The 24,090-nt window shown below is 53.8% G+C and carries 26 protein-coding genes, 1 tRNA gene and 2 pseudogenes; 9 read left to right on the top strand and 20 right to left on the bottom strand.

Features of this window, described 5'->3' with window-relative positions:
* Window positions 1-222 precede the first annotated feature (222 nt).
* The 11 genes and pseudogenes from WGC32_RS13765 to WGC32_RS13715 all read right to left on the bottom strand — a co-directional run bounded on the left by WGC32_RS13765 (window position 223) and on the right by WGC32_RS13715 (window position 3,436).
* Complete coding sequence (locus tag WGC32_RS13765; protein WP_342682716.1) at window positions 223-444, bottom strand: hypothetical protein; 222 nt, start codon at window positions 442-444, stop codon at window positions 223-225.
* Window positions 434-679 (bottom strand): hypothetical protein, encoded by a 246-nt coding sequence (locus WGC32_RS13760; RefSeq protein WP_342682714.1) that lies wholly within the window; start codon window positions 677-679, stop codon window positions 434-436. Before WGC32_RS13760 ends, WGC32_RS13765 begins: the two co-directional genes overlap by 11 nt.
* A complete protein-coding gene (locus tag WGC32_RS13755) occupies window positions 676-1,020 on the bottom strand; it encodes a hypothetical protein (RefSeq protein WP_342682712.1) in 345 nt (114 codons plus the stop codon). Before WGC32_RS13755 ends, WGC32_RS13760 begins: the two co-directional genes overlap by 4 nt.
* Complete coding sequence (locus WGC32_RS13750) at window positions 1,013-1,228, bottom strand: hypothetical protein (protein ID WP_342682711.1); 216 nt, start codon at window positions 1,226-1,228, stop codon at window positions 1,013-1,015. The genes WGC32_RS13755 and WGC32_RS13750 overlap by 8 nt, the downstream gene beginning before the upstream one ends.
* A gap of 4 nt (window positions 1,229-1,232) precedes the next feature.
* The gene (locus WGC32_RS13745) at window positions 1,233-1,472 is read right to left on the bottom strand and encodes a hypothetical protein (protein WP_342682710.1); all 240 of its coding nucleotides are present in this window, start codon (window positions 1,470-1,472) and stop codon (window positions 1,233-1,235) included.
* Entirely contained in the window at window positions 1,465-1,605 is a 141-nt protein-coding gene (locus WGC32_RS13740) for a hypothetical protein (protein ID WP_342682709.1), read from the bottom strand. The genes WGC32_RS13745 and WGC32_RS13740 overlap by 8 nt, the downstream gene beginning before the upstream one ends.
* 67 nt (window positions 1,606-1,672) lie before the next feature.
* Window positions 1,673-2,044: a hypothetical protein gene (locus WGC32_RS13735; protein ID WP_342682707.1), complete on the bottom strand. Its 372-nt coding sequence runs from the start codon at window positions 2,042-2,044 to the stop codon at window positions 1,673-1,675.
* 70 nt (window positions 2,045-2,114) lie between these two features.
* A pseudogene (locus tag WGC32_RS13730) lies at window positions 2,115-2,639 on the bottom strand (phage replisome organizer N-terminal domain-containing protein); the annotation flags it as partial.
* Window positions 2,640-2,843 carry a DUF6291 domain-containing protein gene (locus WGC32_RS13725; protein WP_342682705.1) on the bottom strand — a complete coding sequence of 68 codons (204 nt, stop codon included), beginning with the start codon at window positions 2,841-2,843 and terminating at the stop codon, window positions 2,640-2,642.
* 204 nt (window positions 2,844-3,047) lie between these two features.
* Window positions 3,048-3,230 (bottom strand): hypothetical protein, encoded by a 183-nt coding sequence (locus tag WGC32_RS13720; protein WP_342682704.1) that lies wholly within the window; start codon window positions 3,228-3,230, stop codon window positions 3,048-3,050.
* A gap of 2 nt (window positions 3,231-3,232) precedes the next feature.
* Window positions 3,233-3,436 carry a helix-turn-helix domain-containing protein gene (locus tag WGC32_RS13715; RefSeq protein ID WP_342682702.1) on the bottom strand — a complete coding sequence of 68 codons (204 nt, stop codon included), beginning with the start codon at window positions 3,434-3,436 and terminating at the stop codon, window positions 3,233-3,235.
* A gap of 125 nt (window positions 3,437-3,561) precedes the next feature.
* Between WGC32_RS13715 and WGC32_RS13710 the strand changes: the two genes are divergently transcribed.
* The gene (locus tag WGC32_RS13710) at window positions 3,562-4,032 is read left to right on the top strand and encodes a helix-turn-helix domain-containing protein (RefSeq protein ID WP_342682700.1); all 471 of its coding nucleotides are present in this window, start codon (window positions 3,562-3,564) and stop codon (window positions 4,030-4,032) included.
* Between the two features lie 32 nt (window positions 4,033-4,064).
* Window positions 4,065-5,519 (top strand): recombinase family protein, encoded by a 1,455-nt coding sequence (locus WGC32_RS13705; protein ID WP_342682699.1) that lies wholly within the window; start codon window positions 4,065-4,067, stop codon window positions 5,517-5,519.
* Here the strand turns inward: WGC32_RS13705 and WGC32_RS13700 are convergent.
* The 7 genes and pseudogenes from WGC32_RS13700 to WGC32_RS13670 all read right to left on the bottom strand — a co-directional run bounded on the left by WGC32_RS13700 (window position 5,498) and on the right by WGC32_RS13670 (window position 11,918).
* A tRNA-Met gene (locus WGC32_RS13700) sits at window positions 5,498-5,574 on the bottom strand. The genes WGC32_RS13705 and WGC32_RS13700 overlap by 22 nt on opposite strands.
* A 120-nt stretch (window positions 5,575-5,694) precedes the next feature.
* Window positions 5,695-5,925 carry a hypothetical protein gene (locus tag WGC32_RS13695; RefSeq protein WP_191482969.1) on the bottom strand — a complete coding sequence of 77 codons (231 nt, stop codon included), beginning with the start codon at window positions 5,923-5,925 and terminating at the stop codon, window positions 5,695-5,697.
* Between the two features lie 189 nt (window positions 5,926-6,114).
* Complete coding sequence (gpmI, locus tag WGC32_RS13690) at window positions 6,115-7,632, bottom strand: 2,3-bisphosphoglycerate-independent phosphoglycerate mutase (RefSeq protein WP_342682696.1); 1,518 nt, start codon at window positions 7,630-7,632, stop codon at window positions 6,115-6,117.
* A gap of 501 nt (window positions 7,633-8,133) precedes the next feature.
* Window positions 8,134-8,901: a triose-phosphate isomerase gene (gene tpiA / locus WGC32_RS13685; RefSeq protein ID WP_342682694.1), complete on the bottom strand. Its 768-nt coding sequence runs from the start codon at window positions 8,899-8,901 to the stop codon at window positions 8,134-8,136.
* A gap of 75 nt (window positions 8,902-8,976) precedes the next feature.
* On the bottom strand, window positions 8,977-10,167 hold the full coding sequence (locus WGC32_RS13680; RefSeq protein ID WP_342682693.1) for a phosphoglycerate kinase: 1,191 nt from the start codon (window positions 10,165-10,167) through the stop codon (window positions 8,977-8,979).
* 245 nt (window positions 10,168-10,412) lie between these two features.
* Window positions 10,413-10,922 (bottom strand): annotated as a pseudogene (trmL, locus tag WGC32_RS13675) (tRNA (uridine(34)/cytosine(34)/5-carboxymethylaminomethyluridine(34)-2'-O)-methyltransferase TrmL); the annotation flags it as partial.
* Window positions 10,923-10,955: 33 nt separating this feature from the next.
* Window positions 10,956-11,918, bottom strand: a complete 963-nt coding sequence (locus WGC32_RS13670; protein ID WP_342682692.1) for a type I phosphomannose isomerase catalytic subunit — start codon at window positions 11,916-11,918, stop codon at window positions 10,956-10,958.
* Between the two features lie 359 nt (window positions 11,919-12,277).
* Between WGC32_RS13670 and typA the strand changes: the two genes are divergently transcribed.
* Entirely contained in the window at window positions 12,278-14,101 is a 1,824-nt protein-coding gene (gene typA / locus WGC32_RS13665) for a translational GTPase TypA (protein ID WP_342682738.1), read from the top strand.
* 228 nt (window positions 14,102-14,329) lie between these two features.
* Window positions 14,330-14,641: a helix-turn-helix domain-containing protein gene (locus WGC32_RS13660; RefSeq protein WP_191482964.1), complete on the top strand. Its 312-nt coding sequence runs from the start codon at window positions 14,330-14,332 to the stop codon at window positions 14,639-14,641.
* Window positions 14,642-14,969: 328 nt separating this feature from the next.
* On the opposite strand, the gene WGC32_RS13655 is transcribed toward WGC32_RS13660, so the two are convergent.
* Window positions 14,970-16,259, bottom strand: a complete 1,290-nt coding sequence (locus WGC32_RS13655) for a DUF1015 domain-containing protein (protein ID WP_342682691.1) — start codon at window positions 16,257-16,259, stop codon at window positions 14,970-14,972.
* 303 nt (window positions 16,260-16,562) lie between these two features.
* Between WGC32_RS13655 and WGC32_RS13650 the strand changes: the two genes are divergently transcribed.
* The 4 genes from WGC32_RS13650 (at window position 16,563) to WGC32_RS13635 (ending at window position 22,230) form a co-directional block, all read left to right on the top strand.
* The gene (locus WGC32_RS13650) at window positions 16,563-17,699 is read left to right on the top strand and encodes an ABC transporter ATP-binding protein (protein WP_342682689.1); all 1,137 of its coding nucleotides are present in this window, start codon (window positions 16,563-16,565) and stop codon (window positions 17,697-17,699) included.
* A 3-nt stretch (window positions 17,700-17,702) separates the two neighbouring features.
* Window positions 17,703-18,407 carry an ABC transporter permease gene (locus tag WGC32_RS13645; protein ID WP_342682687.1) on the top strand — a complete coding sequence of 235 codons (705 nt, stop codon included), beginning with the start codon at window positions 17,703-17,705 and terminating at the stop codon, window positions 18,405-18,407.
* Window positions 18,408-18,419: 12 nt separating this feature from the next.
* Window positions 18,420-19,931, top strand: coding sequence for a GldG family protein (locus WGC32_RS13640; protein ID WP_342682686.1), 1,512 nt, complete (start codon window positions 18,420-18,422; stop codon window positions 19,929-19,931).
* Window positions 19,932-20,835: 904 nt separating this feature from the next.
* Window positions 20,836-22,230 (top strand): DUF4340 domain-containing protein, encoded by a 1,395-nt coding sequence (locus WGC32_RS13635; protein ID WP_342682684.1) that lies wholly within the window; start codon window positions 20,836-20,838, stop codon window positions 22,228-22,230.
* Window positions 22,231-22,282: 52 nt separating this feature from the next.
* Here the strand turns inward: WGC32_RS13635 and WGC32_RS13630 are convergent, their stop codons facing one another.
* The gene (locus WGC32_RS13630; RefSeq protein ID WP_342682682.1) at window positions 22,283-22,834 is read right to left on the bottom strand and encodes an FUSC family protein; all 552 of its coding nucleotides are present in this window, start codon (window positions 22,832-22,834) and stop codon (window positions 22,283-22,285) included.
* Between the two features lie 105 nt (window positions 22,835-22,939).
* Between WGC32_RS13630 and lepB the strand changes: the two genes are divergently transcribed.
* Window positions 22,940-23,464 carry a signal peptidase I gene (lepB, locus tag WGC32_RS13625; RefSeq protein ID WP_342682680.1) on the top strand — a complete coding sequence of 175 codons (525 nt, stop codon included), beginning with the start codon at window positions 22,940-22,942 and terminating at the stop codon, window positions 23,462-23,464.
* Window positions 23,465-24,090: the final 626 nt, after the last annotated feature.

The following is a 24,090-nucleotide window of genomic DNA, read 5'->3' as shown; positions in this document are numbered from 1 at the left end:
TCCGTGTTGTTAGCAATCTCGTTTGCAATTTCCAAAATCCCACAACAGCCCTCACCAACCGGGGAAGATGAAAACCACCCACATTGTTCTTTTACACATGGAAACGGTTTGTTCCCGCTCTCCGATAAAAGCGGGCATATTTTGACATTCATTTGCTTTCTTCCTTTCTGCTGATGATAAAGGGCCATCCAGTCATGAAGCCTCATAGTCACAAGCCAGGGTTCACGGTTTCGCCGGTGAAATACGGCGGGCGCTCCATCCCCAAATTTTTCCGCGTCCCGCTCTGCTGACCTCGATATGTATGCCGGGAAGGCCGGTCAAGTCTGGCACCTCACCAAAGGACAGGGAGCCGCCCCGGGTGACGGTATAGCCGTATCCACGGAGAAGGGCGGCAAGCTCCCGTTCTCCCTCTGCTCCCTTGCGTTGTGATGATCTACCGGGCATTGCGTTCCTTCATGTATACTTCTTCCTCCGACTTGTAAAGGGAGGTAGCCACATCCAATACCGCCCGCAAGTTATCAAGGCTCCGCAGCAGCCTCACCATTCCCACAATCGTATTGGTTAGCTGTACCCTCGTGTTATTCCGAAGCCATTTTCTTGTTTCACTGTTGTACAATGCCTGTACAGCCTCGATCTGCTCATCGTTTAATCCAATAGCGGATAAATCAGCTTTCTTCATTTTTCTTGTGCTCCTTTCTGCTTTGTGATAGTTCGATCGGTGCAATCTCGCGCTTGTGAGCGCTTTATCTCTGCCCTTAATGCCCGTTGGCCTTTCAGATAGCCAAAAAGGAAAGCATTGCACATAACATTCCAGGTATTAGGGCCCATTTCATAGATAACTTGCATTTCATCCGTGCGCATGGTGTAATTACGGTTTACCTTTCTGCGCGCTTCTTCAATCAACCCCATAACATAGGATTGATTTTTTTGTGAAAATTGGGTATAATTAGATTGGTTATAGGTGTTTGTGCTCTGCTCGGTTGCCGCCGTGTGGGGCACTTTTTCTTTTATGTTAGCCATTTTCATTGTCCTCCATATATTCTTTGAGATCGCCTATTTCGGTTTCTTGTTCTGTGAGCATGTCAAAAAGAAGACGTGCGGCATCGGCTAGTTGCTTAATCATAAATTCTGATGGACATTCTAAGGCATCATATATCAACCAAGAAAGCGACCTCGTTTCCCATGCTCGTTTGTCAATGCTTTTTATAATGTTCATTGCTTGTTCCATGCCCTTATGCCTCCTGTTCAAAAAAATTGTCCTGTGTATTATTTGCCCTCCATACGCTTTTTACAGCTTCATTCAATTTGTCCCTAAAATCGCATAAAAGACACGCATAATAACGCACCGCGTCAAAGTATGTTTCTGGGGCATTCCTCCCCACGGCAAACGCCTCATGAAGCGCCATAGCCATTGACGCGAGTCCGTCTGCTTCAACGGTCAAGTGTTCCAGTTCAAATAATGCTTTATTCATGGTCATTACCTCCAATCAGCTCCGTTTTCGGCCCGTTCATGTCCACATATTGCATGTCCCGCCGGTGAAGTTCCTGCACCCCTTTGATCTGCTCTTTACTAGGACCCAGCTTTGTCAGTTCCGCTCTTTTCATCTGTCATTGTGTTCCACTTACAAGGCCGGTTTGCTGGATTACCTCTTTCATTTCTAGGTTTCCAACATCAATAACAGACTTCATAAAAACGCATGTCTCTGATTTTTCCACTGAAAAAATGATTAATATTATAATCACAGTTTCCGCCGTTGTATTTGGTATTAAAATGTTGGTCAATAATTTTTCTGTAATCCTCTAAGGATATATCAAGAAAATTCCCTGATTCGTAATCATCAGCCAGCACACACGGCATTTTTTCAATAATACGAATAATCTGATTAATGCTTATCATTGGGTGGGCTTCATTGAAAATTATTTCGTAGGTATCAAAATAGTATTTAAATACCTGTAAAACCTCATCAAGACTATACCGGCTCGCTTCACATCGTCTATACGCCAGTTTTGCCGATATTGTGAATTTGTCAAAATCAAATAGCATTGTTCTCCTTTCGGGGGTGGGTTTTTGACTGAAAGGGAAAAATCCCTTCTTACCCTTATTTCCCTTATATATCTATATTTATCTCTTTCTCTAACTCTATCTCTATCTCTGGTGTACGTTTGTCCAAATATTTGTTGGACATTTGTCCAGGCTTTTGTTGGACATTTGTCGGACATTTGTCCAGACTTTTGTCCGATAATAAAAATTGATGGTTTTTTTCGCTGTCAATTCTGGCTCTATATTCCTTTTTTCTATCGGCTTCGGTTGTTGATTCGCCTATGTAATTTTGAATATTGAGCATGTAGATTGCGCCACTGTCTAATATTTCAATAAGCCCCATCTGCTGAAAGATTTTTAACGCTTTTTCTACTGTGCCCACTTGATGGCGCGTGATAGCAGCTATCATTTGGGCGCTGTATGGAATTACATCGTTGAACATGAGCCGCCCATTGTCTTGCAAACTTCTCAAATAGAGCTTTAATAAAAGATTACTGTAAATATAGCCGTCTTGCATGCTTTCAAGAACGGTGATTTCGTTACTGTCAAAAAATCCCTCTTTTAACCGCATATAGTAATACTTTTTGTTGTCTGCCATTTAATCACACATCCTTTCATCAATATAAGGCTTCACAGATGAAAATACAGCGAATTCAAGGGGTGTCATCTCGATGATCTCACCGTTCTCAAAGTATTGGAAAATGGCTTTCAAGGCTTTTCCTGCGGCTTCATCCGGTACACTGTCGATCAACGCCTTTTGATTGCGAAACATCTTACACGCTGGACGGTTTTCTTTTGCCATGATTTGCCTCCTTTGTTTTTTACATTGGGAAAATTGAATTATCGGGGGAATTAATCTCGTTTTTTCCCCCGGAAACTCAGTTAATTCCCCCGGAAACTAAAAATATATCCTCTCTTAAATCTGCACGCCTCCTTCCTTATTGGTGTTTTCCGGGTTGAACCCTTTCTGCAAAAGGTGCAAAAGGTGCAAAAGCCTGCTTCTGGGTCACTTAGCACCACCCCCGAAAATTCTTTCATGCCCGAATCTATCGATCAGGAACCGGGCCACAAGATCGGGGTCTACATCGGCCCATTCGCTTTTTTCTGCGTTCAAGTGATATTCTCCATCTGGGCCAGCTTCCATATATCCCACAATGGGAAGATGCAGCAGCCTCTTTTCTTCTGTCATGCTTATTCCTCCTCGTCCATCATCAGGGCCTCTATGGGTACACCCAGCGCCCGGGCAACGTGTTTCGCGGAATTTTCCGTGCAGGATTTGCCACTTCTCATGGCGGAAACCGTCATGCGGGAGATTCCGGCCTTTTTGGCCAGCTCCTGCACCTTGATTTCCTGCCGTGCCATTTCGGCAATTAGCTTTACTCGGTCGATTCGCATTGTCTCACCTCCATTTAAACGAAATTGCGTTTACATGATAAATTATAAACTATATATCGTTCAATGTCAAGCATCTGATTGAAATTTCGATCAAAACAGGATATGCTAATAAAGGAGGTGACTATATGACTATTGTTGAAAGAATAGATTCTCTGCTTCGAAACAAAAATTTAAGCCGCCGTCAGTTGGCGAAAATAGCCGGAATTCCAACTTCATCGTTACAGTCAGCAATGGAGAGGGGAAAGAACTTTTCTCTTGAAATGCTTCAAAAAATCGCAGATGCTCTAAACGTTCCCTTGGGTGCGTTGACTATTTCAGAGGAAGAGGCTCAGAAGATTGCATCAAAAATTGGCGTGGAGCCTAATTTAATTATTGAAACATGGCTTACGCCCCAAGAATTAGAAAGAATCCACGAAAGCGCCGGAAGCGTAACCGATGAGCGCCAAGCAGCAATTGAGGAAAAGCGTCTGGATAATCTTATTTGTCGCAAGGCAAAACAACTTAATATCGCCGGTAAACAAAAACTTGTAGAGCATGCCGATTTACTTATTGGTAATGCAGAATACAAGAAAAACGAACCGCCCAAAAATGAATAAAAGAGGTACGCTCACGAAAAGAAGGTGAAGCCATGGGAAACGCGGTCATTTATGCCCGGTATTCATCGGATAAACAGACAGAGGACAGCATAGAAGCCCAAGTACGGGCCTGCCGGGAGTATGCCGGAAGCCATGGGTTTTCCATCGTGGGAATCTATGCGGATGAAGCTATCAGCGGCAAAGGCTCCAAGACGGCCCAGCGGCGGCAATATCAAAGGCTGCTGCGGGACTGCGACAAGGGAACCTTTGATACCATCCTAATTCACAAGTACGACCGTATCGCCCGGAGCCTGGGGGAGCATGTGAATCTAGAGGCCAGGCTGAAAGAAAAGGGCGTGCAGCTCATCGCCGCAGCTCAGGATTTCGGCAATACCAACGAGGCTAAAATCATGCGTGCGCTTATGTGGTCATTGTCTGAATATTATATTGACAATTTAGCCACCGAAACAAAAAAAGGCCTGCGTGAAACAGCATTAAAAGCCGAACACACAGGCGGATACCCTCCGTTTGGATATGATGTTGTGAATAAAAAATACGTTATCAACCCACTGGAAGCGGGGTATGTCCAAAAGATATTTCACGCGGCCCAGGCAAAGCGGGGATTTAAACAGCTGATAGAGGAAATGGAAGCCGCTGGAATTACAGGAAAGAGAGGAAAACCCCTTAAATACCCCCAGATTTACGAAATCCTGCGGAATGAAAAATATACCGGCCTATATCTTTACAGCCCCACGGAAGCCAAAAACAGGGCGGACAGGCGCATAAAACCGGATTCTATAAGAATAGAAAACGCCTTGCCGGCAATCATCGACAAGGCGCAATTCATGGAGGTGCAGAAGATCATGAACGAGAGGAAACAGTCCGGAAGAAAGGCCAATTATATGTGCAGCGGCCTTGTATACTGTCGATGCGGGGCAAAGATGCACGGATTTACATCAAAACGTAAAGGCCATGAATATCCCTATTTTGTATGCTCCAAAAAATGCGGTGCGCCGGTTCTCCATATGGAAGAAGCAGACGAAGCGGCTATTCGATATCTGCGGGAACTCCTTAGTGATGATAATCAACAGATAATAGTGGATGCCCTGCGCCAATATCAGGCCGGGGAAGGCTCCCGCATGGAAGAATTCAAAGGGGCCTTGAAAAAGCGTATAGAAGAAAAGCGCCGTCAATATGATGCGCTTATGAAGAATCTGGCAAGTGGAGCTCTGCCGGATGAAATTGTTGCAGATGTAGGCCAGCAGATGAAAGAAATCAAGGCAGAGATCACAGCGCTGGAACATACAGAACCGCCCAAAGATTTTACCGTGGATACAATCCGGTCATGGCTGGACGCTATTAAAGCCGCGCCCGATGTAGATGCGGTGCATCTGCTCATAGAGCGTATGGACGTTAAACCGGATTCAGAAAAAGAAAAGACCGCTTTCAACATACAAAGTACATTGAAAACGGTCTTAGAAAAAAATGGTTGCGGAGGCAGGATTTGAACCTACGACCTTCGGGTTATGAGCCCGACGAGCTACCGGACTGCTCCACTCCGCGCTATTTAATTTTTAGGTGCTTTATTATTATAGCGCATAGCCGGGAAAAAAGCAACCCCTTTTCTGTAAAAACATGCCCTTTATCACTCATCATGATAAAGGGCATGTTATCATTTCTCTGTTATTCCTGTGTCTCTTTGGCCGGCTCCTCTGTTTCGTCCAGCATGGGGTCTTCGTCCATCTCCCCGGCATCCTGGGCATAGAAGTTCATATCGTCATCATCCATGATGTCCTGCTCATAGTCATCGCAGAGGGCGCAGGTTCTGCGTCTGAGGTAGGCGGCCACCGCAATCAGGACACCTGTCAGCGCGACAATCAGTGCGATCAATGATATAAATGTACCCTTTTTCATTCCAGATACCTCCATTTGAATCCTCATGCAACCTTGCCGTGGCAAATTTTGCATCTGGATTTAGTATTCCAAGTTGGTTCTATTATAATACGCTCTCGAAAAAATAACAACTTAAAATGATAAAAGTTCACAGTTTTCCCATACAAAAAAGCCCCGGCTTTGACACCGGGGCTTTTAATCCCTTGATTTTTATTTTGCAAGCATGGATGTTCCTGTCATTTCCTTGGGCTGCGGCAGGCCAAGGATCTCCAGCATGGTGGGGGCGATATCAGCCAGACGGCCGCCCTCCCGCAGCTTGCAGTCGTAACCAACCACCGCAAAGGGAACCGGGTTGGTGGTATGAGCCGTAAAGGCGCTGCCGTCGGGCTCATACATCTGATCCGCGTTGCCGTGGTCGGCGGTGATGAGGGCCACGCCGCCCTTTTGGAGGATGGCATCCACCACCTTGCCCATGCAGGTGTCTACGGCTTCCACAGCCTTCACCGCCGCGTCAAAGACGCCGGTGTGGCCTACCATGTCGCAGTTAGCAAAGTTGAGGATAATCACATCGTATTTATCGGAAGCGATCCGGGCAAGCACCTCATCGCAGACCTCATAAGCGCTCATTTCCGGCTTCAGGTCATAAGTGGCCACCTTGGGGGAGGCAATCAGGGCACGGTCCTCGCCCTCGTAGGGAGCCTCTACGCCGCCGTTAAAGAAGAAGGTCACGTGGGCGTATTTCTCCGTCTCCGCAATGCGCAGCTGGGTCAGTCCCTTTTCGGAGATGTACTGGCCAAAGGTATTGGTCAGCTCCTCCGGCTTAAAGGCCACATAGACGTTGGGCATCTGGGCGTCATACTGGGTCATGCAGACAAAATGCACCTTGAAGTAGCCCTTGGAGCGGTCAAAGCCCTTAAAGTCAGGATCCACAAAGGTACGGGTGATCTCCCGAGCCCGGTCGGGACGGAAGTTATAGAAGATGATGGAGTCGTTTTCTTTAATGCCGGCATCCTTTGCCACTACGGTGGGCACTACAAATTCGTCGGTGACGTCCTTTTCATAGGATTTGGCCACTGCGTCTACCGGATCGGGGTTCTGGATTCCTTCCCCGTCCACCATGGCCTGGTAGGCTTTCTCCACCCGCTCCCAGCGGTTGTCACGGTCCATCGCGTAGTACCGGCCCATGACCGTGGCGATCTGGCCGACGCCGATCTCCTGGAGCTTCTTGGCAAGCTCGTCCACAAAATCCTTGCCCGAGGTAGGAGGCACGTCGCGGCCATCCAGGAAGCAGTGGACATAGACCTTTTCAAGGCCCATCTTCTTGGCCATTTCAATGAGGGCGAACAGGTGGGTATTGTGGCTGTGGACGCCGCCGTCGGAAAGCAGGCCCATCAGGTGGAGGGCGCTCCCCTTTTCCTTGCAGTTTTCCATGGCCGCCACAAATTCAGGGTTCTGGAAGAAGTCACCGTCCTGGATGGACTTGGTGATCCGGGTCAGCTCCTGGTAGACAATGCGGCCGGCGCCAATATTGGTATGGCCTACCTCAGAGTTGCCCATCTGGCCATCAGGCAGTCCCACATCCATGCCCGAGGCGCCGATGAGGGTGTTGGGATAGGTCGCCAGGATCTTATCCAGGTTGGGGGTGTTGGCAGCCTTAATCGCGTTGCCATACTCATTGGAGTTATAACCGAAACCATCCATAATCAGGAGTGCTACGGGTTTTTTCATAGAAAGACCTCCTATACGATACATCTCGAAAGAAAAAGGCCGCCCATTCGGACGGCCTTTTATTGCTGTGCAATAAAAATTAACCATACGGTCCATGCAGCCGGCCGCGCTCATAAAGCGCTGAGGGCCCCGAATCACATGAACCAGACCGGCTGCCGCCGGAGGATGTCGCACTTTTGTGCCAATCGCAACATAATTGCGGGCATCGCGGGCGGCAAGTTGCCGCAGACAAGCCGCGCTGTGGCGTCGTCTGTAACAAAAACGCGTGCGCCGCGACAGTGTTTTGCTAACAAAACCCGGGGCGCGACCTGCTGCCCGCTAGGGCCGCGTGCAACGCAGCAGTGTCACCAACAGAACTCAAGGCGCGTCATCCTGCCCCGGGAGGGGCCGCCGGCTACCGCCGGAGGATGTCGCGGATGGGCACAACAGGTAACTTAGTCGCGGGCAACGCGACAGTGTTACAACTGGGGCCTTGGGGCGCGATTTGCTGACCGCAGGTCCTTATTTAGAAGCCGCGGTGACAATGGCTGCGAAATCGGGAGCTTTCAGGGAAGCGCCGCCGATGAGGCCGCCGTCAACATCTACCTTAGAAAGGAGCTCGTCTGCGTTCTTAGCGTTCATGGAACCGCCGTACTGGATGGTGGTAGCCTGAGCGGTAGCGTCGTCATAGAGTTTGGCAATGACGCCGCGGATAGCGCCGCAAACCTCTTCTGCCTGGTCGGCGGTAGCGGTTTTGCCGGTGCCGATGGCCCAAACAGGCTCATAAGCGATGATGATGTTCTTCATTTCCTCTTTGGAAACGCCGCCCAGAGCGATCTTGGTCTGCATGGAGCAGATCTCCTCGGTGATGCCCTGCTCTCTCTGATCCAGGAGCTCGCCGACGCAGAGGATGACCTTCAGGCCAGCGTCCAGAGCAGCCCGGACTCTCTGGTTGACGGTGACATCGGTCTCGCCGAAGTACTGTCTTCTCTCAGAGTGGCCGATGATGACGTATTCAACGCCAACCTCTTTGAGCATGTCGGCGGAAACCTCTGCGGTGAATGCGCCGGATTTTGCCCAGTGGCAGTTCTCAGCGCCTACCTTGATGTTGGTGCCTTTGGTCGCGGCAATGGCGGTCTCCAGGTTGGTGTAGGGGACGCAGATGATAACGTCGCAGTCCGCGTCTTTGACCAGGGGGATCATCTCTTCGATGAGAGCTTTGGCCTCGGGACGGGTTTTATTCATTTTCCAGTTGCCGGCGATAACGGCTTTACGTGTTGCCTTATTCATCAGTAATACACTCCTTTTGGATATGTTATGTTTTGAAAAGGCACGGGGGACCGTGCCTTTTCCTCTCATTTGTTCTTATTTATCGTTGAGGCAGTCGATGCCGGGGAGAACCTTGCCCTCCATAAACTCCAGGGAAGCGCCGCCGCCGGTGGAGATATGGCTCATCTTGTCGGCAAAGCCCAGCTTGGTCACAGCCGCCACAGAGTCGCCGCCGCCGATGATGGAAACTGCGCCGCTGTCAGCCACTGCCTTGGCTACCGCCAGGGTACCTTTTGCGAATTTCTCAAACTCAAATACGCCCATAGGCCCGTTCCAGATGACGGTACCGGCGCCTTTCACAGCGTCGCAGAACAGCTCGATGGATTTGGGACCGATGTCCATGCCCATCCAGCCGTCGGGGATGTCGTCGGAATTGACGATCTGCTCGTTGCAGTTCTCGTCAAATTTATCACCAGCGTTGTTGTCGATGGGCAGCAGGAGCTTGACGCCCTTTTTCTCCGCGTCGGCCAGAATCTGGCGGGCCAGATCCAGCTTGTCATCCTCGCAGATGGAGGTGCCGATGGAATGACCCTGTGCCTTCATGAAGGTGTAGGCCATACCGCCGCCGATGACAAGGGTGTCGACCTTATCCAGCAGGTTGGTGATAACGCCGATCTTATCGGAAACTTTCGCGCCGCCCAGGATGGCCACAAAGGGACGTTTGGGGTTGGCCAGAGCGCCGCCGATGAAGTTGATTTCTTTCTGCATCAGATAGCCGCAAACAGCAGGCAGGTAAGCTGCCACGCCGGCGGTGGAAGCATGAGCTCTATGGCAGGCGCCGAAAGCGTCATTGACATAGATCTCTGCCATGGAAGCCAGCTCTTTGGCAAATGCGGGATCGTTCTTGGTCTCCTCTGCATGGTAACGAACGTTCTCCAGCAGCATGACCTCGCCGTCTTTCAGCTCGGAAGCCAGTTTCTTGGCGTCAGGACCGATGACGTCCTTGGCCATCTTTACTTCCTGGCCCAGCAGCTCGCTGAGTCTCTTGGCCACAGGTGCCAGAGAGAATTCCGGCTTGAACTCGCCCTTGGGACGGCCCAGATGAGAGCAGAGGATCAGCCGTGCTTTGTGATCAACCAAATACTTGATGGTAGGCAGAGCTGCCACAATTCTTTTGTCGTTGGTGATGACGCCGTCCTTGAGGGGAACGTTGAAATCACAACGGGCCAGTACTTTCTTACCGGCTACATCGATATCTTCGATGGACTTTTTGTTGAGAGAGGTCATGATTGCCACCCTTTCCTGATAATGATAATTCCTGCAAGCGGGATTTCCCCGCTGACCTGTCAGTTACGTTTTCCCGGCCGGAAGCCGGAAAAACATGGATTGTCTCATTTCTCACAATCCATAACATATTTTATCCTAAACCTGTCCATATTTCAAGTATTTTCCGGCAGATTTCCCCGGCTTTTCCCGGGTTTTTCCCATCCCTCCCCGGTTATTTCTAAAGCCTCATCCCCCTCTGGGAAGGAAGCGTTCTCCCAGGAAAACCGGGTCAGCTCCCCTTGGGTCTTCAGCGCCTCAAAGTCCCACTGCCGCAGCACCTCGTAGACGGCAATGGCCACCGTGTTGGAGAGGTTGAGGCTCCTGGCCCCCGGGATCATGGGCAGCCGGACGCACCGGTCGGGATGCTGGAACAAAAGCTCCTCCGGCAGCCCCGCGTCCTCCCGGCCGAAGACAATATAGGCGTCCTCCGGATAGGCTATATCGCTGTACCGGTTTTGCCCCTTGGTGGTGAAGTAGTAAAACTGTCCCTGGTTCTTTTTGAAAAAGTCCTCCAGGCTGTCGTAATAGGTGATGTCCAGCAGATGCCAGTAATCCAGCCCCGCCCGTTTGAGCTTCTTGTCGTCGATCTGAAAGCCCATCGGCCCCACCAGATGGAGCCTGGCTCCAGTGGCGGCGCAGGTCCGGGCGATGTTGCCTGTATTCTGGGGGATCTGCGGCTCCACCAGTACAATATTCAGCTTCTTTTCTCTATCCATTTGTTATATCCCTTGCTTTTATTACTATTTGTATTAGATGTGGCAGGCCAGCACCCTGCATTTCCCCCGGATTTCACAGTCTCCCAGCCCTGCCGGCAGGAAGAAGCTCTCCCCCTTGCGGATCGCCATCTCCCCCTGGGGATAGACCAGGGTTCCCTCCCCTGTGAGGACGGTGAGGGAGAGGAAGGATTCCTCATTCACCGGCAGAGGCGCGGCGGTCTCCGCCTCATAGAGCAGGGCGGTAAAATAGGGGCAGCTGGCCAGCAGGGTCCGGGCATAGCCGTCCAAGGATTCCCGCTCCCCCTGGGGGCGGGGCGGCCGGGTCTCCCGGGTCAGGCGGGTCACGTCCAGGGCCTTCTGGATATGCAGCTGCCGGGGCTTGCCGTCGGGGCCCACCCGGCCGAAGTCATAGACCCGGTAGGTGGAATTGGAGCTTTGCTGCACCTCGGCGATGAGGATGCCGGGGCCGATGGCGTGCAGGGTGCCGGCGTCGATAAAGAAGGTGTCCCCGGGATGGACCTCCACCTTTTGCAGCACGTCGGTGAGGGTGTTTTCCTGGATCCGGCGGGCAAATTCCTCCCGGGTCATATCCTTGGCAAAGCCGTAGTAGAGATAGGCCCCCGGTTCACATGCCAGCACCAGCCACATCTCGGTTTTCCCCGGCTCCCCCTCCACCCGGCGGGCATAGGCGTCGTCCGGATGGACCTGGACCGACAGGCTCTGTTTGGCGTCGATGAGTTTGATCAGCACCGGAAATTCCGGCAGCTCCTCCCCCCGCTTCCCCAGGCAGTGCCGGCCCAGGGCGTCGATGGCCTGGGGCAGGGTCATCCCCGCCTGGGGGCCGTTTTCCACCAGGCTGGGGCCGTCCTTGTGGCAGGACACCTCCCAGCTTTCCGCCACGATGGGGAGATCGCTTTCCTTTCCGTATTGGGTTTTGAGCCTTGTCCCGCCCCAGAGATAGTCTTTGAGAGCCGGGCGCAGTTTCATGGGAACCATAGGCCGCTTCCTTCCTTTTTTCAGTGATGTCCTTTCATTCTGGGCATTTTCCTTCCATCTTATTAAACAACAGATAGGCCCCTAAAATCAAGCCTATCCGCCCCTTGGCGGGAAAAAGCCCGGGCAGCGCCTGGATTTCCCGGGAAAGGGGTGCTTTCTCCCCCGGCTTTCGTCAAAAGTGCAAAAAAGGCCGGGAGGGGGACTGTCAAATTTTGTTTGTTTAATTGACCAAATTTTTGACGAATTTTATAGTAAAGCTGACGGGAATGATGTATAATAAACAGATGAACTTTCCGGAATTGGGGAAAGAAATCCGCCGCGCGACGGCTGCGGCATCACAGGTAGGAAGGGAAATTGCTTTGATTAGAGAAGATTTGAGAAATATTGCCATCATCGCCCACGTCGACCACGGCAAGACCACCCTGGTGGACCAGATGCTCAAACAGTCGGGAGCATTCCGGAAAAATCAGGTGGTGGCCGAGCGGGTCATGGATAACGGCGACCTGGAACGGGAGCGGGGCATCACCATCCTGGCCAAGAACACCTCTGTCTACTATAAAGATATTAAGATCAACATCATCGACACCCCGGGACACGCCGACTTCGGCGGCGAGGTGGAGCGGGTCCTCAAGATGGTCAACGGCGTCCTGCTGCTGGTGGACGCGGCGGAGGGCCCCATGCCCCAGACCCGCTTTGTCCTGCAGCGGGCTCTGGCCCTGGGCCATAAGGTCATCATTGTGGTCAACAAGATCGACCGGCCCGACGCCCGCACCGACGAGATCGAAAACGAGGTGCTGGAGCTGCTCCTGGACCTGGACGCGGCGGAGGAGCAGCTGGAAAGCCCCATCATCTACTGCTCCGGCCGGGACGGCACCGCCACCAAGGACATCCACGGCACCGGCACCGACCTTGTCCCCCTGTTTGAGGAGATCATCAACTACATCCCAGCGCCGGAGGGGGACGAAAACGGCCCCATGCAGATGCTGGTTTCCTCCATCGACTACAACGACTATGTAGGCCGGATCGCCATCGGCCGGGTGGAGCGGGGCGTCATCCGTCAGAACCAGGACATTTCCGTCTGCAACTTCCACGACGAGGAAACTTCCTATAAAGGGAAGATCGCCAACCTCTATGAAATCGAGGCCCTCAGCCGGGTTCCCTGCGAAGAGGCCAAGGTGGGGGATATTGTCTGCGTCTCCGGCATTGAGGGGATCACCATCGGCGACACCATCTGCCAGGCGGATACCCCAGAAGCCATCGAGTTTGTCAAGATCTCCGAGCCCACCCTGGAGATGACCTTCTCGGTCAACGACAGCCCCTTTGCCGGCCGGGAGGGAAAATTTGTCACCTCCCGCCAGCTTCACGACCGGCTCTTCCGGGAACTGCTCCGGGATGTGTCCCTGCGGGTTTACCCCACCGACACCACCGACAGCTTCCGGGTCTGCGGCAGAGGCGAAATGCATCTTTCCATCCTCATCGAGACCATGCGCCGGGAGGGCTTTGAGTTCCAGGTGGGCTGCCCCAAGGTCATGACCAAAAAGAAAAACGGCGTCCTCATGGAGCCTATGGAGCGTCTGGTCACCGACGTCCCTGAGGAATGCGTCGGCTCTGTCATGGAAAAGATGGGCCAGCGCAAGGGCGAACTGCTCCATATGATGCCCCAGGGCAGCCGGATGAAGATGGAATTTCTCATTCCCTCCCGGGGACTCTTCGGCTACCGCAACGAGTTTCTCACCGACACCAAGGGCGAGGGGATTATGAGCTCCGTCTTTGAGTGCTATCAAGAATACAAAGGGGATATCCCCCGCCGTTCCACCGGCTCCCTCATCGCCTTTGAGACGGGAGAGGCGGTCACCTACGGCTTGTATAACGCCCAGCAGCGGGGCGAGCTCTTCATCGGCCCCGGCGTCCCGGTCTATGAGGGGATGATTGTGGGCCAGTCCCCCAAATCCGACGATATGGCCGTCAACGTCTGCAAGAAAAAGCATGTCACCAACATGCGGGCTTCCGGCTCCGACGAAGCCCTGCGGCTGACCCCGCCCCGCACCTTCAGCCTGGAGCAGGCGCTGGAATTTATCGCCGACGACGAGCTGGTGGAGGTCACCCCCAAAAACATCCGGCTGCGCAAGCGGATCTTAGACAACGCCCAGCGGATGAAAGCTGTTATGAAAAATAGGGATTAACCCATAGAAAAAGAGCCGCCATTTGAGCGGCTCTTTTTTTGCCTCTGCCGGGACGGCCGCCGCTGTACCGGCAGGGGCCTTATCAATCTAGCGGATCTTTTTTCTGTCATAGAAGCGGCGGCGCCCTCATTATAACATGATAATGTATATTATACAATATTATGTTATGCCTGGACCAGGATTATCACGGTATAATTTAGGTAACACTTTTCCAGGAGGTGGTGCCTTGTGAACCAAGTTGTCAAGAGGATCAAGGATCTGGCCGCAAAACAAAACCTATCCCAAAACAAGCTGGCGCAAAAGGCGCATCTGCCGCAAAGCACCATCAATTCCATCTTTAATTCTGTCAACGACTATCCCTCCATCCCCACCCTGGAGGCCATCTGCAAAGCCTTTGACATTACGGTGGCCGAGTTTTTCTCCGACGGCTCCACCCCCCGTTCCCTGACCCGGGAGCAGTATGCCATGTTCCAGCGCTGGAGCACCCTCACCGACGAGCAGAAGGAGCTGATCCTCAAGCTCATTGAGAATATGAAGTAAAGGCGCCCTCAAAAGGCGTCCCATTTTGATACAGGCCATAAAAAAGCCGTACCGCCAAAGCTTTCAGCGGTACGGCTTTTTTTATTTTGTAGCTTCCTCTTTGTCCAGGCGGGATGGATCAGGTTCCAGTTCTATCGTTCCGTTTTTCTCCTCAAACTCCCGGATGCACTGGCGGATCAGGTAGAGGATCTGCCCATTGGCGGAGCGTCCTTCCTACTTGGCGATGTAGTGCAGTTTTCCGTGGAGCTGGGGGTCAATTTCTATTCCCAGGTGCTTGTTCTTTTTATTTCGCATCAAATCACCGTCAGCAGGAATTTTTACCGGCCTGTTATTTTACATCCATAAACTTGTTCATCACAAGGCCGGTGGTCAGCTTGGGATAGAAGTAGGTGGATTTCTGGGGCATCTTCTCGCCGTTAGCGGCGATCCGGCCGATCTCCTCAACCTTGGTGGGGTTCATGATAAAGCTGAAGTTATAGGTACCGTCCTTGACCTTGTCGATGGCCTCTTCCAGGGAGCGGGTGTAGTTTAAGTTCACCTGGTTCATCATGTTCTCCTTGTCAATGCCCAGGGCCTGCTCCAGCACCAGGGTGTGGAGGACCGACACGTCCAGGTTGCAGTAATCGTCGCTCATCTGGGGCTCAAACCGCTTCACCGCGTCCGGGTCGGTGAGGACAAAGAGGGTGTAATCCTCCGCCCCGGCATAGAGGGCAAAGGCCTTTTCCCCCTGGGCGTAAAGCTCATCCAGCTTTTCTTCCATCCCCGCCAGGGGCAGGCCGGGGGTGATGTCGAAATAGGCCCGGCATTTTTCTTCCAGCTCCTTCAGGTCCACCTGGGGCATGTCCTTGATGAGCCGGTGGGTGGGGAACACCACCAGCCCCGGATGCTCCATGTCGCAGAGCATCATCATCACATAGTTGCCCGGATGGCTGTCGTCGGTGATGACCCCCTGCTCCCGCAGATAGTTGCGGATGTTGATGGCGGTTTCATACCGGTGGTGGCCGTCGGCTATATAAAGCTTGCGGGAGGCAAACTGGCCGCCGATGGCTTCCAGCGCCGCCGGGTCATAGACGCACCAAAGGCGGTGGGTCACCCCGTCCCCATCGGTGAAGGAGGAGTCCGGCGCCCCTTCGGAGAGGCTGTCAATTAAGGACAGGGTGGTGTGCTCCGGGTCAATGTACAGGGAATAGATCTGGCTGAACTGGCATCCGGTGGCCTTTTGCAGGTTAAAGCGGTCGGTCTTTGCCTTGGAAAGGGTCTCCTCATGGGGCAGCACCACCCCTTTGGAGAAATCCTCCACCTTCACCAGGCAGATAAAGCCCTTGATCTTGTGGCGCTGGCCCCGGGCGGTGAATTCCTCTTCATAGATGTAGATCCCCTCCCGGCTGTCCTGGGCCAGGATTTCCTCCTCCAGCCAGGAGTTCAGGGTCTGGGCCGCCTGGGCATAGGGCTCCTCTCCCCGGGGCAGCTCCAGCCGGATGACGTTGCAGGGGTTTTCCTTGAGATAGTTCTGGCGCTGCTCCTCGCTGATGATGTCATAAGGGGGGCAGCAGAGCTTGCCGATCTCCCCCGCTTTTTCGGTAAAGCGCAGCCCTCTAAAGCCTTTGACTGTTGCCATGATATTTCCTCCATTTCCCGGGGGACCCTGCCCCCGCCCTGGGCTTGCGGCGTCCTTCCGCCCCGCCCGTTTTTACAGGACTATTATACCATCCTCCGCCCCATCCAGGCAATGGGTTTCTCCCCTTCAGGCAATTTGCGGGGATATTTTCACACAACCGGCAGGAAACATCGGTGGAAATTTCACGTTCTATTTACAAAAGAAGTAAAAATTTCTGCTATCATAGATTTTAACTAAGCTTTGGCGGCTGGCGCCGCAGAAAGAGCGCGCCTTCGGGCGCAAGGAAAGGAATGGTTTGACAAAATGGTTGAGGTGAAGCATCTAGTCAAGCGCTACGGCGTGAAAAACGCGGTAGATGACATCAGCTTCTCCATTGATTCCGGGGAGATTGTGGGATTTCTCGGTCCCAACGGGGCGGGAAAATCCACCACCATGAACATACTGACCGGTTATATCTCCGCCACCCAGGGAGAGGCAACCATCGGGGGCTTCGACATTCTGGAGGAACCCCTCAAAGCAAAAAAATGTATCGGCTATCTGCCGGAACAGCCGCCGCTGTATCTGGATATGACGGTGGACGGCTATCTACAGTTTATGTATGAGCTCAAAAAGGTCTCCCTGCCCCGCAGGGCCCATCTGGACGAGGTCTGCCGGCTCTGCGGCATCGAGGGGGTCCGGGGCAGGATCATCAAGAACCTGTCCAAGGGCTACCGCCAAAGGGTGGGGCTGGCCCAGGCCCTGCTGGGCAATCCCCAGGTCCTGATCCTGGACGAGCCCACCGTGGGGCTGGACCCCAACCAGATCATCGAGATCCGGGATCTGATCCGGTCCCTGGGAGAAAAACACACCATCATCCTCTCCTCCCACATCCTCACCGAGGTCCAGGCAGTCTGCGACCGGATCATCATCATCAACGCCGGCAAACTCATTGCCGACGGCACCCCCGAGTCCATCGCCGCCTCCCTGTCCTCCGACCACAGCCTGGTGGCCCGGATTGAGGGCAAGCGGGAGCGTGTCCTGCCGGTGCTCAAGGGCCTGGGACAGGACGCCCAGGTGGACGTTGCCGGTCCACGGGAGGAAAACGGCGCGCCGGATATTTACGAATACCACATCCAGAGCAGTGAGCAGCGGGATCTGCGCCGTCCCCTCTTCCGGGCCCTGTGCCAGAACAATATGCCCCTGCTTCTGTTAAAGACTTCGGAGCTGACCCTGGAAGAGGTCTTCCTCCAGCTGATTAACGAACAGAAGTCCCTCGTGGAAGAGGGCAAGCCGGAAGAGAGCAGGCAGACGCCCGTTCCGGAGGGCGCCGGCGCTGCGGGCAGCGGAGACCAGGATCCTGAGGCCGCCGGGGAAACCGCGGCTACCGGAGAAGATCACGGCTCTGAGATCCCGGCGGAAAACGCCGGCGGGGAAGCCGCGTCAGAGAAGGAGGGGGAATAATCCATGACTGCCATCTTAAAGCGTGAGCTGAACGCCTATTTTTCTTCCGCCATCGGCTATATCTTCCTGGCGGTTTTCTATGCCTTCGCGGGATTTTACTTTTTCCTTTCCAACGTGCTGAGCAACACCACCGACATGCGCTCCTTCTTCTCCTCCATGTTCTCGGTGATTATGTTCCTCATCCCCATCCTGACCATGCGGCTGATGAGCGAGGACAAAAAGCTGCGCACCGACCAAGCCCTTCTCACCGCGCCGGTGGGGCTTTATTCCATTGTATTGGGCAAATATCTCTCCGCCGTCATCATGTACCTGGTGGCCATGGCCATTACGGTGGTCTATGCCGTGGTGCTGGCGGCCTTTGCCCCCATTGACCTGTCCCTGTTTGTCGGCAACCTGCTGGGCGCCGTCTTCTTGGGGCTGGCCCTCATCGCCATCGGCGTGTTCATCTCCTCCCTCACCGAAAGCCAGGTCATCGCCGCTGTGGCCAGCTTCGCCGTCATGATGGGGCTGATGCTCATCGATACCCTATCCTCGGTGATGCCCACCCAGTTTTTGCAGGATTTAGTCTACGGACTCTCCTTCTACACCCGTTATGCCAACTTCACCTTAGGGCTTTTAAATATCGCGGACGTGATCTTTTTCCTCAGCGTATCCGGACTGTTTATCTTCTTCACCGTCCGGGTGCTGGAAAAAAAGAGATGGAGCTAGGGGGTGAGGCAGATGAAAAAATTATTTTCCAAAGACCAAACAAAGGAGAAGGCAAACCTTCCCGCTGCCTCCGGTGAAGCGGTGAAGAAAAAGGCCTCCTTCTGGAAGACCAAGAAATTCAAGCATTCCGGCTTTGCCGTGGGGATCACCGTCATTGTAATCGTGGTGGTCGTCCTCTTTAACTTCCTCATGTCCGCCCTCAGCGAGCGGTATCCCATGAGCATCGACATGACCCAGGACAAAGCCTTTGAAATTTCCCAGGAGACCAGGGATTATGTGGCCGGGCTGGACAAAGAGGTGCAGATCCGGGTGCTGGCCTCGGAGCAGAACTTTGTGGGCCAGAACGACTACTTCGCCCAGGCGGCCCAGATTATCGACATGTACGCCAAAATCTCGGATAAAATCACCGTGGAGTATATCGACCTGGTTCAGAACCCCCAGCTGGAAAGCCAGTACGCCGATCTGGAAATCGCTGATTACGATATCCTGATCACCTCCGGGGAGGACGCTACCACCGTCAGCCCCTACGACCTGTTTAACACCATGCAGACCTATTACGGCTATCAGATCATCTCCTCCAAGGCGGAGCAGACCATGACCTCCGCCATCATGCGGGTCACCGACGAAAACAAGGTGAAGATCGCCGTCCTCAACGGCCACGGGGAGGACCCCCTCACCTACTTTGCCGAGCTGATGGTGCAAAATAACTATGAGGTCATCGAGCATTCCGTGGTCACCGAGGACATCCCCGATGATGTAAAGGTGGCCTGGATGGCGGCCCCCACCAGCGACTATACGGTGGAGGAGCTTTCCCGGATCGACGACTTCCTGGAGCGGGACGGCACCACCCTCATCTACCTGGGCGACGCCTCCCAGCCGGATACCCCCAACCTGGACGCCTTCCTGGCCGAGTGGGGAATCCAGATAGATGACGGCCTTATCTATGAGACCGACGGGAACATGTACTTTAACCAGAATCCCTTCTTCACCATCGTCAACTATGCTTCCGACCGGTTCGGCGCCGACCTGATGGAGCAGAACATCGCCATCTCCATGCCCTACGCCAGCCCCATGACCCAGCTTTTCGACAGCCAGGGGGATGTGCAGGTGCGGGAGCTGCTCTCCTTCTCCGAGACAACGGGGATTATGCCGGCTGACGCGGATGAGAACTTCACCATCTCTTCCGACAGCGCTTCCGGCCCCTATCCGGCCCTGCTCTATTCCACCAAAACCCGCAGCGACGGCAGCATGTCCCATGTGCTGGCCGGCAGCTCGGTCACCGGCCTCATTTCCACCCTGCTGGAGAGCACCTCGGTGGGCAACGGGGAATACTTCCTCTCCGTCCTGGCCGACCTGGCCCAGCGGGAGGATGCCCTCAATCTGGTGGATAAGAACATCAGCGGCAGTGAGCTGGGCGTCAACTCCACCCAGGCCATCTTCCTGGGCGCCGTCTTCGTGGTAGCCCTGCCTCTGGTGGTGCTGGTCACCGGCATCGCCATCTGGCTGCGCCGCCGGCACCGCTAACCAGCTACCGCTGGGGGATGTCGCGCTATGGCATCGGCTATAACATAATCGCGTGTGACGCGTCAGCGTTACTAATAAAACTCAGAGCGCGTCTTGCTCTCCGCAGGAGCGCGCTGTGGCGCAATGGGTAACAAAATCGCGTGTGACGCGGCGATGTCTTGAATAAAACCAAAGGCGCAACTTCCTCGCCGGAAGGCGCGCGCTTATGTGTCAATCGCAACATGGTTGCGGGCATCGCGGACAGTGTCACGAATAAAACCTAGGGCGCGTCTTGCCCGCCGCAGGCGCTGGCGGGCAGTGCCCGCGGCCAGATCGCGCTGTAGTGTCAATCGGGACTCAGTTGCGGGCATCGCGGACAGTGTCACGAATAAAACCTAGGGCGCGCCGGCTCCCGCCGGAGGACATCGCGCTGCGGCGCAATAGGTAACAAAATCGCGTGTGCCGCGGCAATGTCGCCAATAAAGACTCCGGGCGCGTCTTCCTCGCCGGTAGGCGCGCGCTGTGGTATCGGCTATAACATAATCGCGTGTGCCGCGGCGATGTCTTGAATAAAGCCAAAGGCGCGTCTTGCTCTCCGCAGGAGCGCGCTGTGGCGCAATGGGTAACAAAATCGCGTGTGCCGCGGCAATGTCGCCAATAAAGACTCCGGGCGCGTCTTCCTCGCCGGTAGGCGCGCGCTGTGGTATCGGCTATAATATAATCGCGTGTGCCGCGGCGATGTCTTGAATAAAGCCAAAGGCGCGTCTTGCTCTCCGCAGGAGCGCGCTGTGGCGCAATAGGTAACAAAATCGCGTGTGCCGCGGCAATGTCGCAAATAAAGACTCCGGGCGCGTCTTCCTCGCCGGTAGGCGTGCGGCGGCGCAGATAAATCCGTGGGCATGTTTTGCCCACAGGAGGTGAATGGATGAGTAAAATCAGCAAAAGAACCATTGGGCTGCTGGCGGGGGTGGTCATCGTCGCCCTCCTGGCGGCGGTAATCCTTCTGGTGCAGCGTACCCCGGCGGAAGGGGACGGGGAATCCAGCAGCTCCCAAAGCAGTTCCAGCGTAGTCTTATCCCCCTACGCGGTTGAGGACGTGGTTTCGGTAGAAATCAAGACCGTGGATGAGGAATATACCGTCCTGGTGGACGAAAACGGGGACGCCTATATCGAGGAGCTGGAGGGCTATCCCCGCAACGAAAGCGGCCTGTACTCCATCCTGGCGGACGCTTCTGAGGTGACGGCCACCCAGCTGGTAGAGGAAAACCCCAGCGACCTGGAAAAATACGGCCTGGACAATCCCCTGGCCGAAGCCGCCGTCACCTATTCGGACGGCAGCGTCTTCCGGTTAAAGGTGGGGGATTCCACCCCCAGCGGCTCGGAAATGTATGTCCAGACCGAGGACGGCAACGTCTATCTCATGCAGGAAATGGATGTGTGGGGACTGATCTCCCCCATGAGCGAGTATGTGGAGCGGCGCCTGATCCCGCCTCTGGAAAGCTCCAGCGATGTGGTGGAAAGCTGCAAGACCTTGGGGCTCACCAAGATTACCTTTGGCGGCTCCCTCCGGGAGACCCCCATCGAGATCACCTTTGATCAGGAATCCGGCACCTTCTATATGGTGTCCCCGGTCCGGCGGAAACTGGGGGATGAGGTCGCCAGCATCCTCGGCGGCGTCTTTGGCGTCTACGCCTCCCATACCGTCAACCTGGAGCCCACCGAGCAGGACATCTCCGACGCCGGTTTGGATGATCCCGAGACGGTGATTACCCTGGAATACGACGGGCAGACCCTGGAAATCCGCCTGGACGGCCGGGATAAAGACCTGCTTTCCGCCATGCGCTCAGATGTGGACATCCTCTACGACCTGGATGAAAGCGGCATCTCCTTTATGCGGCTGCAGTACCAGGACTTCCTGCCGGAGGAATACATCATCGACACCCAGGAGGAGATTTCCTCCCTGGAGATCGCCTTTGGCGCAGAAACCTACACCCTGGTTCCCGGTGAGGAGCCTACCGTCAACGGGGAGGCTGTGGACGCCGGCCTATTCGACAGCTTCTTCACCATGGCTCTCTCCGCCCGCAGCGAGGGGGAGCGGTCCCAGGAGGTGTCCGGGGAACCGGATATGACCCTGACGGTGAACCTCACCGACCAAAACCGCAGCCCGGAGGTGCTCCAGTTCTACTATGACGGCAGCCGCTCCTATGATGTGGACTGCAACGGTTCGGTGACCACCTATATCAAGTCCTCCTATGTCAGCAAATTGCAGCAGGCCCTAGAGTCCCTGCTCGGCGGCGAGGAGTTCTCCACCGATTGGTAACCTTCCATAGAAAAAAAGCACCAGCGGGCCCGCTGGTGCTTTTTGTTGGATTTTATTTTTCCGCCGGCGGGGCCGCCCCTTCTCCCGAAGGCGGCGCCGGTTCCTTCCCTTCTCCGTCGTCGTGGCGGGGGAAAAGGAAGCGGTTGACCAAAACCGCCAGCACGATGCCAATGCCGGTATCAATGACCCGGTCCGCCACATAGAGCAGGGAGTTTTGAATCCCCCGGTCTAGGTTGGTGGCAATGTTGAGGAACACAATACAGCAGATGGCCGCGGACTCCCTCCTGCCCAAGAGGTTGGTCAGGTAGATGGCCAGAAGCAAAAATACCGGGATCACCAGCACATAGGCCCAGGTGTAGTATTGGGGGATGAGCCTGGAGGCTTCCAGCAGCAAAAAGCCTACAAATCCGCCGCAGAGGGTGCCGATAAAGCGGTGGATCCCCGCATGGAGGGATTTTTCCGTGGTGGGCTGCATACAGATGACAGCGGCAATACAGGAGTAAAAGGCGTTCTCCCGATGCAGCAGGATGGACGCCACCAAACAGAGCAACACCGCGACGCCGGTCTTGACCATCCGAAGGCCCGGCTTATACCGCCAATTCATGGACATGCCCCCCACTTGCAAAGATATAATATTTAGTATAACATAAGAAACGCCGGTCAACAATGGAAAACCGGCCCAATTGATAGGAAAGGATCTGTACCCCCTATGGACCAAGCAAAAGTCAAACGTGTTTTTAAGGAGTGGATTCTCCCCTTTGCCATAGAAATCCTGGTGGTTTTTCTCCTCATCAAATTTGTCTTTTTCTTTGCCACCGTACCCACCGGCTCCATGATCCCCACCATCAACAAAGGGGACTGGCTCTTTACCCTGCGGATGTACAATCCGGAGGAAAACATCCAGCGGGGGGACATCCTGGTCTTTGAAAGCGACGAGTTGGGCGAGACCCTGATCAAACGGGTCATCGGCCTGCCCGGCGAGGAAGTGGTGGTGGACGATCAGGGAAAAGTTTACATCAACGGGGAGCTGCTGGACGAGCCCTATGTGAAAAATCCCTCCACCACCTCCGGCTCTTTCCAGGTGCCGGAGGGATGCTACCTCTTTTTCGGGGACAACCGGGCCGGTTCCTACGATGCCAGGGATTGGGAAAACCCCTATATCCCAGCGGACAAGATCATCGGCAAGGCCGTCTTTAAGCTTTGGCCCCTGACCCAGATGGGGGGTTTGGAATAAGAAGCGCAAAAAAGCAGCTGCTTTTGCAGCTGCTTTTTTCATCCCACCTACCGGGCGGGCAGTGCCCGCTCCCAAGCCGCGCTGTGGTGTCAATCGCAACAAGGTTGCGTGTGATGCGACAAAGTCTCAAACAATGCTCATGTACGGTAAGGAAGCAAGCAACCGAAAACAAGAGATAGACCGCCAGCACTACACTATTCCGAACCAAAGACCAAAAGATAAGCATTGTGGGAAAATCTAAACTTTTGGATTTTCCTACAATGCCAACTACGGCGGAATCCCTCCCACTCCTTATATCTTTCTGTATACATTGAATTTGTATTTAGTAAAATGCAGACAACACCACGGATCGGCTTTTGGTTGGACAATTCCAACCAAACACCACAGCAGACAGCAGAAAACATTCTGAACGCTAGGAAGCCGGTATGATTGTTACATATAAGGGGAAGAAAAATTTCTTTTAGGTACTTGCTTTCCTAAAACTGATGTGATACAATGATTTAATACAGAAAAGACCTGCTAATAAAAGTCAAGTAGAAATTTCAGATTTTTAGGGAAGCGAAAAAGGCAACACAAAATCAAGCCGCTGAGCATCTCAAAATTAAAACGGCGGCCAGCCAGATGGT

This window comes from Zongyangia acetica (assembly GCF_038739695.1).
In the GTDB taxonomy this organism is placed as follows: Bacteria; Bacillota; Clostridia; order Oscillospirales; family Ruminococcaceae; genus Zongyangia; species Zongyangia gallinarum.
The sequence above is the reverse complement of the archived record's forward strand: the minus strand, read 5'-3'. Positions and strand labels throughout refer to the sequence as shown.

Coding starts and splice junctions, on each gene's coding strand:
- WGC32_RS13640 (WP_342682686.1), top strand. CDS start 18,420: ATGAAAAAATTATTTTCCAAAGACCAAACAAAGGAGAAGGCAAACCTT.
- WGC32_RS13760 (WP_342682714.1), bottom strand. CDS start 679: ATGAAGAAAGCTGATTTATCCGCTATTGGATTAAACGATGAGCAGATC.
- WGC32_RS13680 (WP_342682693.1), bottom strand. CDS start 10,167: ATGACCTCTCTCAACAAAAAGTCCATCGAAGATATCGATGTAGCCGGT.
- WGC32_RS13745 (WP_342682710.1), bottom strand. CDS start 1,472: ATGAATAAAGCATTATTTGAACTGGAACACTTGACCGTTGAAGCAGAC.
- WGC32_RS13630 (WP_342682682.1), bottom strand. CDS start 22,834: ATGAATTGGCGGTATAAGCCGGGCCTTCGGATGGTCAAGACCGGCGTC.
- WGC32_RS13735 (WP_342682707.1), bottom strand. CDS start 2,044: ATGCTATTTGATTTTGACAAATTCACAATATCGGCAAAACTGGCGTAT.
- WGC32_RS13725 (WP_342682705.1), bottom strand. CDS start 2,843: ATGGCAAAAGAAAACCGTCCAGCGTGTAAGATGTTTCGCAATCAAAAG.
- WGC32_RS13645 (WP_342682687.1), top strand. CDS start 17,703: ATGACTGCCATCTTAAAGCGTGAGCTGAACGCCTATTTTTCTTCCGCC.
- WGC32_RS13695 (WP_191482969.1), bottom strand. CDS start 5,925: ATGAAAAAGGGTACATTTATATCATTGATCGCACTGATTGTCGCGCTG.
- WGC32_RS13765 (WP_342682716.1), bottom strand. CDS start 444: ATGCCCGGTAGATCATCACAACGCAAGGGAGCAGAGGGAGAACGGGAG.
- WGC32_RS13705 (WP_342682699.1), top strand. CDS start 4,065: ATGGGAAACGCGGTCATTTATGCCCGGTATTCATCGGATAAACAGACA.
- lepB (WP_342682680.1), top strand. CDS start 22,940: ATGGACCAAGCAAAAGTCAAACGTGTTTTTAAGGAGTGGATTCTCCCC.
- WGC32_RS13710 (WP_342682700.1), top strand. CDS start 3,562: ATGACTATTGTTGAAAGAATAGATTCTCTGCTTCGAAACAAAAATTTA.
- WGC32_RS13715 (WP_342682702.1), bottom strand. CDS start 3,436: ATGCGAATCGACCGAGTAAAGCTAATTGCCGAAATGGCACGGCAGGAA.
- WGC32_RS13720 (WP_342682704.1), bottom strand. CDS start 3,230: ATGACAGAAGAAAAGAGGCTGCTGCATCTTCCCATTGTGGGATATATG.
- WGC32_RS13635 (WP_342682684.1), top strand. CDS start 20,836: ATGAGTAAAATCAGCAAAAGAACCATTGGGCTGCTGGCGGGGGTGGTC.
- WGC32_RS13650 (WP_342682689.1), top strand. CDS start 16,563: ATGGTTGAGGTGAAGCATCTAGTCAAGCGCTACGGCGTGAAAAACGCG.
- WGC32_RS13655 (WP_342682691.1), bottom strand. CDS start 16,259: ATGGCAACAGTCAAAGGCTTTAGAGGGCTGCGCTTTACCGAAAAAGCG.
- tpiA (WP_342682694.1), bottom strand. CDS start 8,901: ATGAATAAGGCAACACGTAAAGCCGTTATCGCCGGCAACTGGAAAATG.
- gpmI (WP_342682696.1), bottom strand. CDS start 7,632: ATGAAAAAACCCGTAGCACTCCTGATTATGGATGGTTTCGGTTATAAC.
- WGC32_RS13740 (WP_342682709.1), bottom strand. CDS start 1,605: ATGAAAAGAGCGGAACTGACAAAGCTGGGTCCTAGTAAAGAGCAGATC.
- WGC32_RS13750 (WP_342682711.1), bottom strand. CDS start 1,228: ATGGAACAAGCAATGAACATTATAAAAAGCATTGACAAACGAGCATGG.
- WGC32_RS13755 (WP_342682712.1), bottom strand. CDS start 1,020: ATGGCTAACATAAAAGAAAAAGTGCCCCACACGGCGGCAACCGAGCAG.
- WGC32_RS13670 (WP_342682692.1), bottom strand. CDS start 11,918: ATGGTTCCCATGAAACTGCGCCCGGCTCTCAAAGACTATCTCTGGGGC.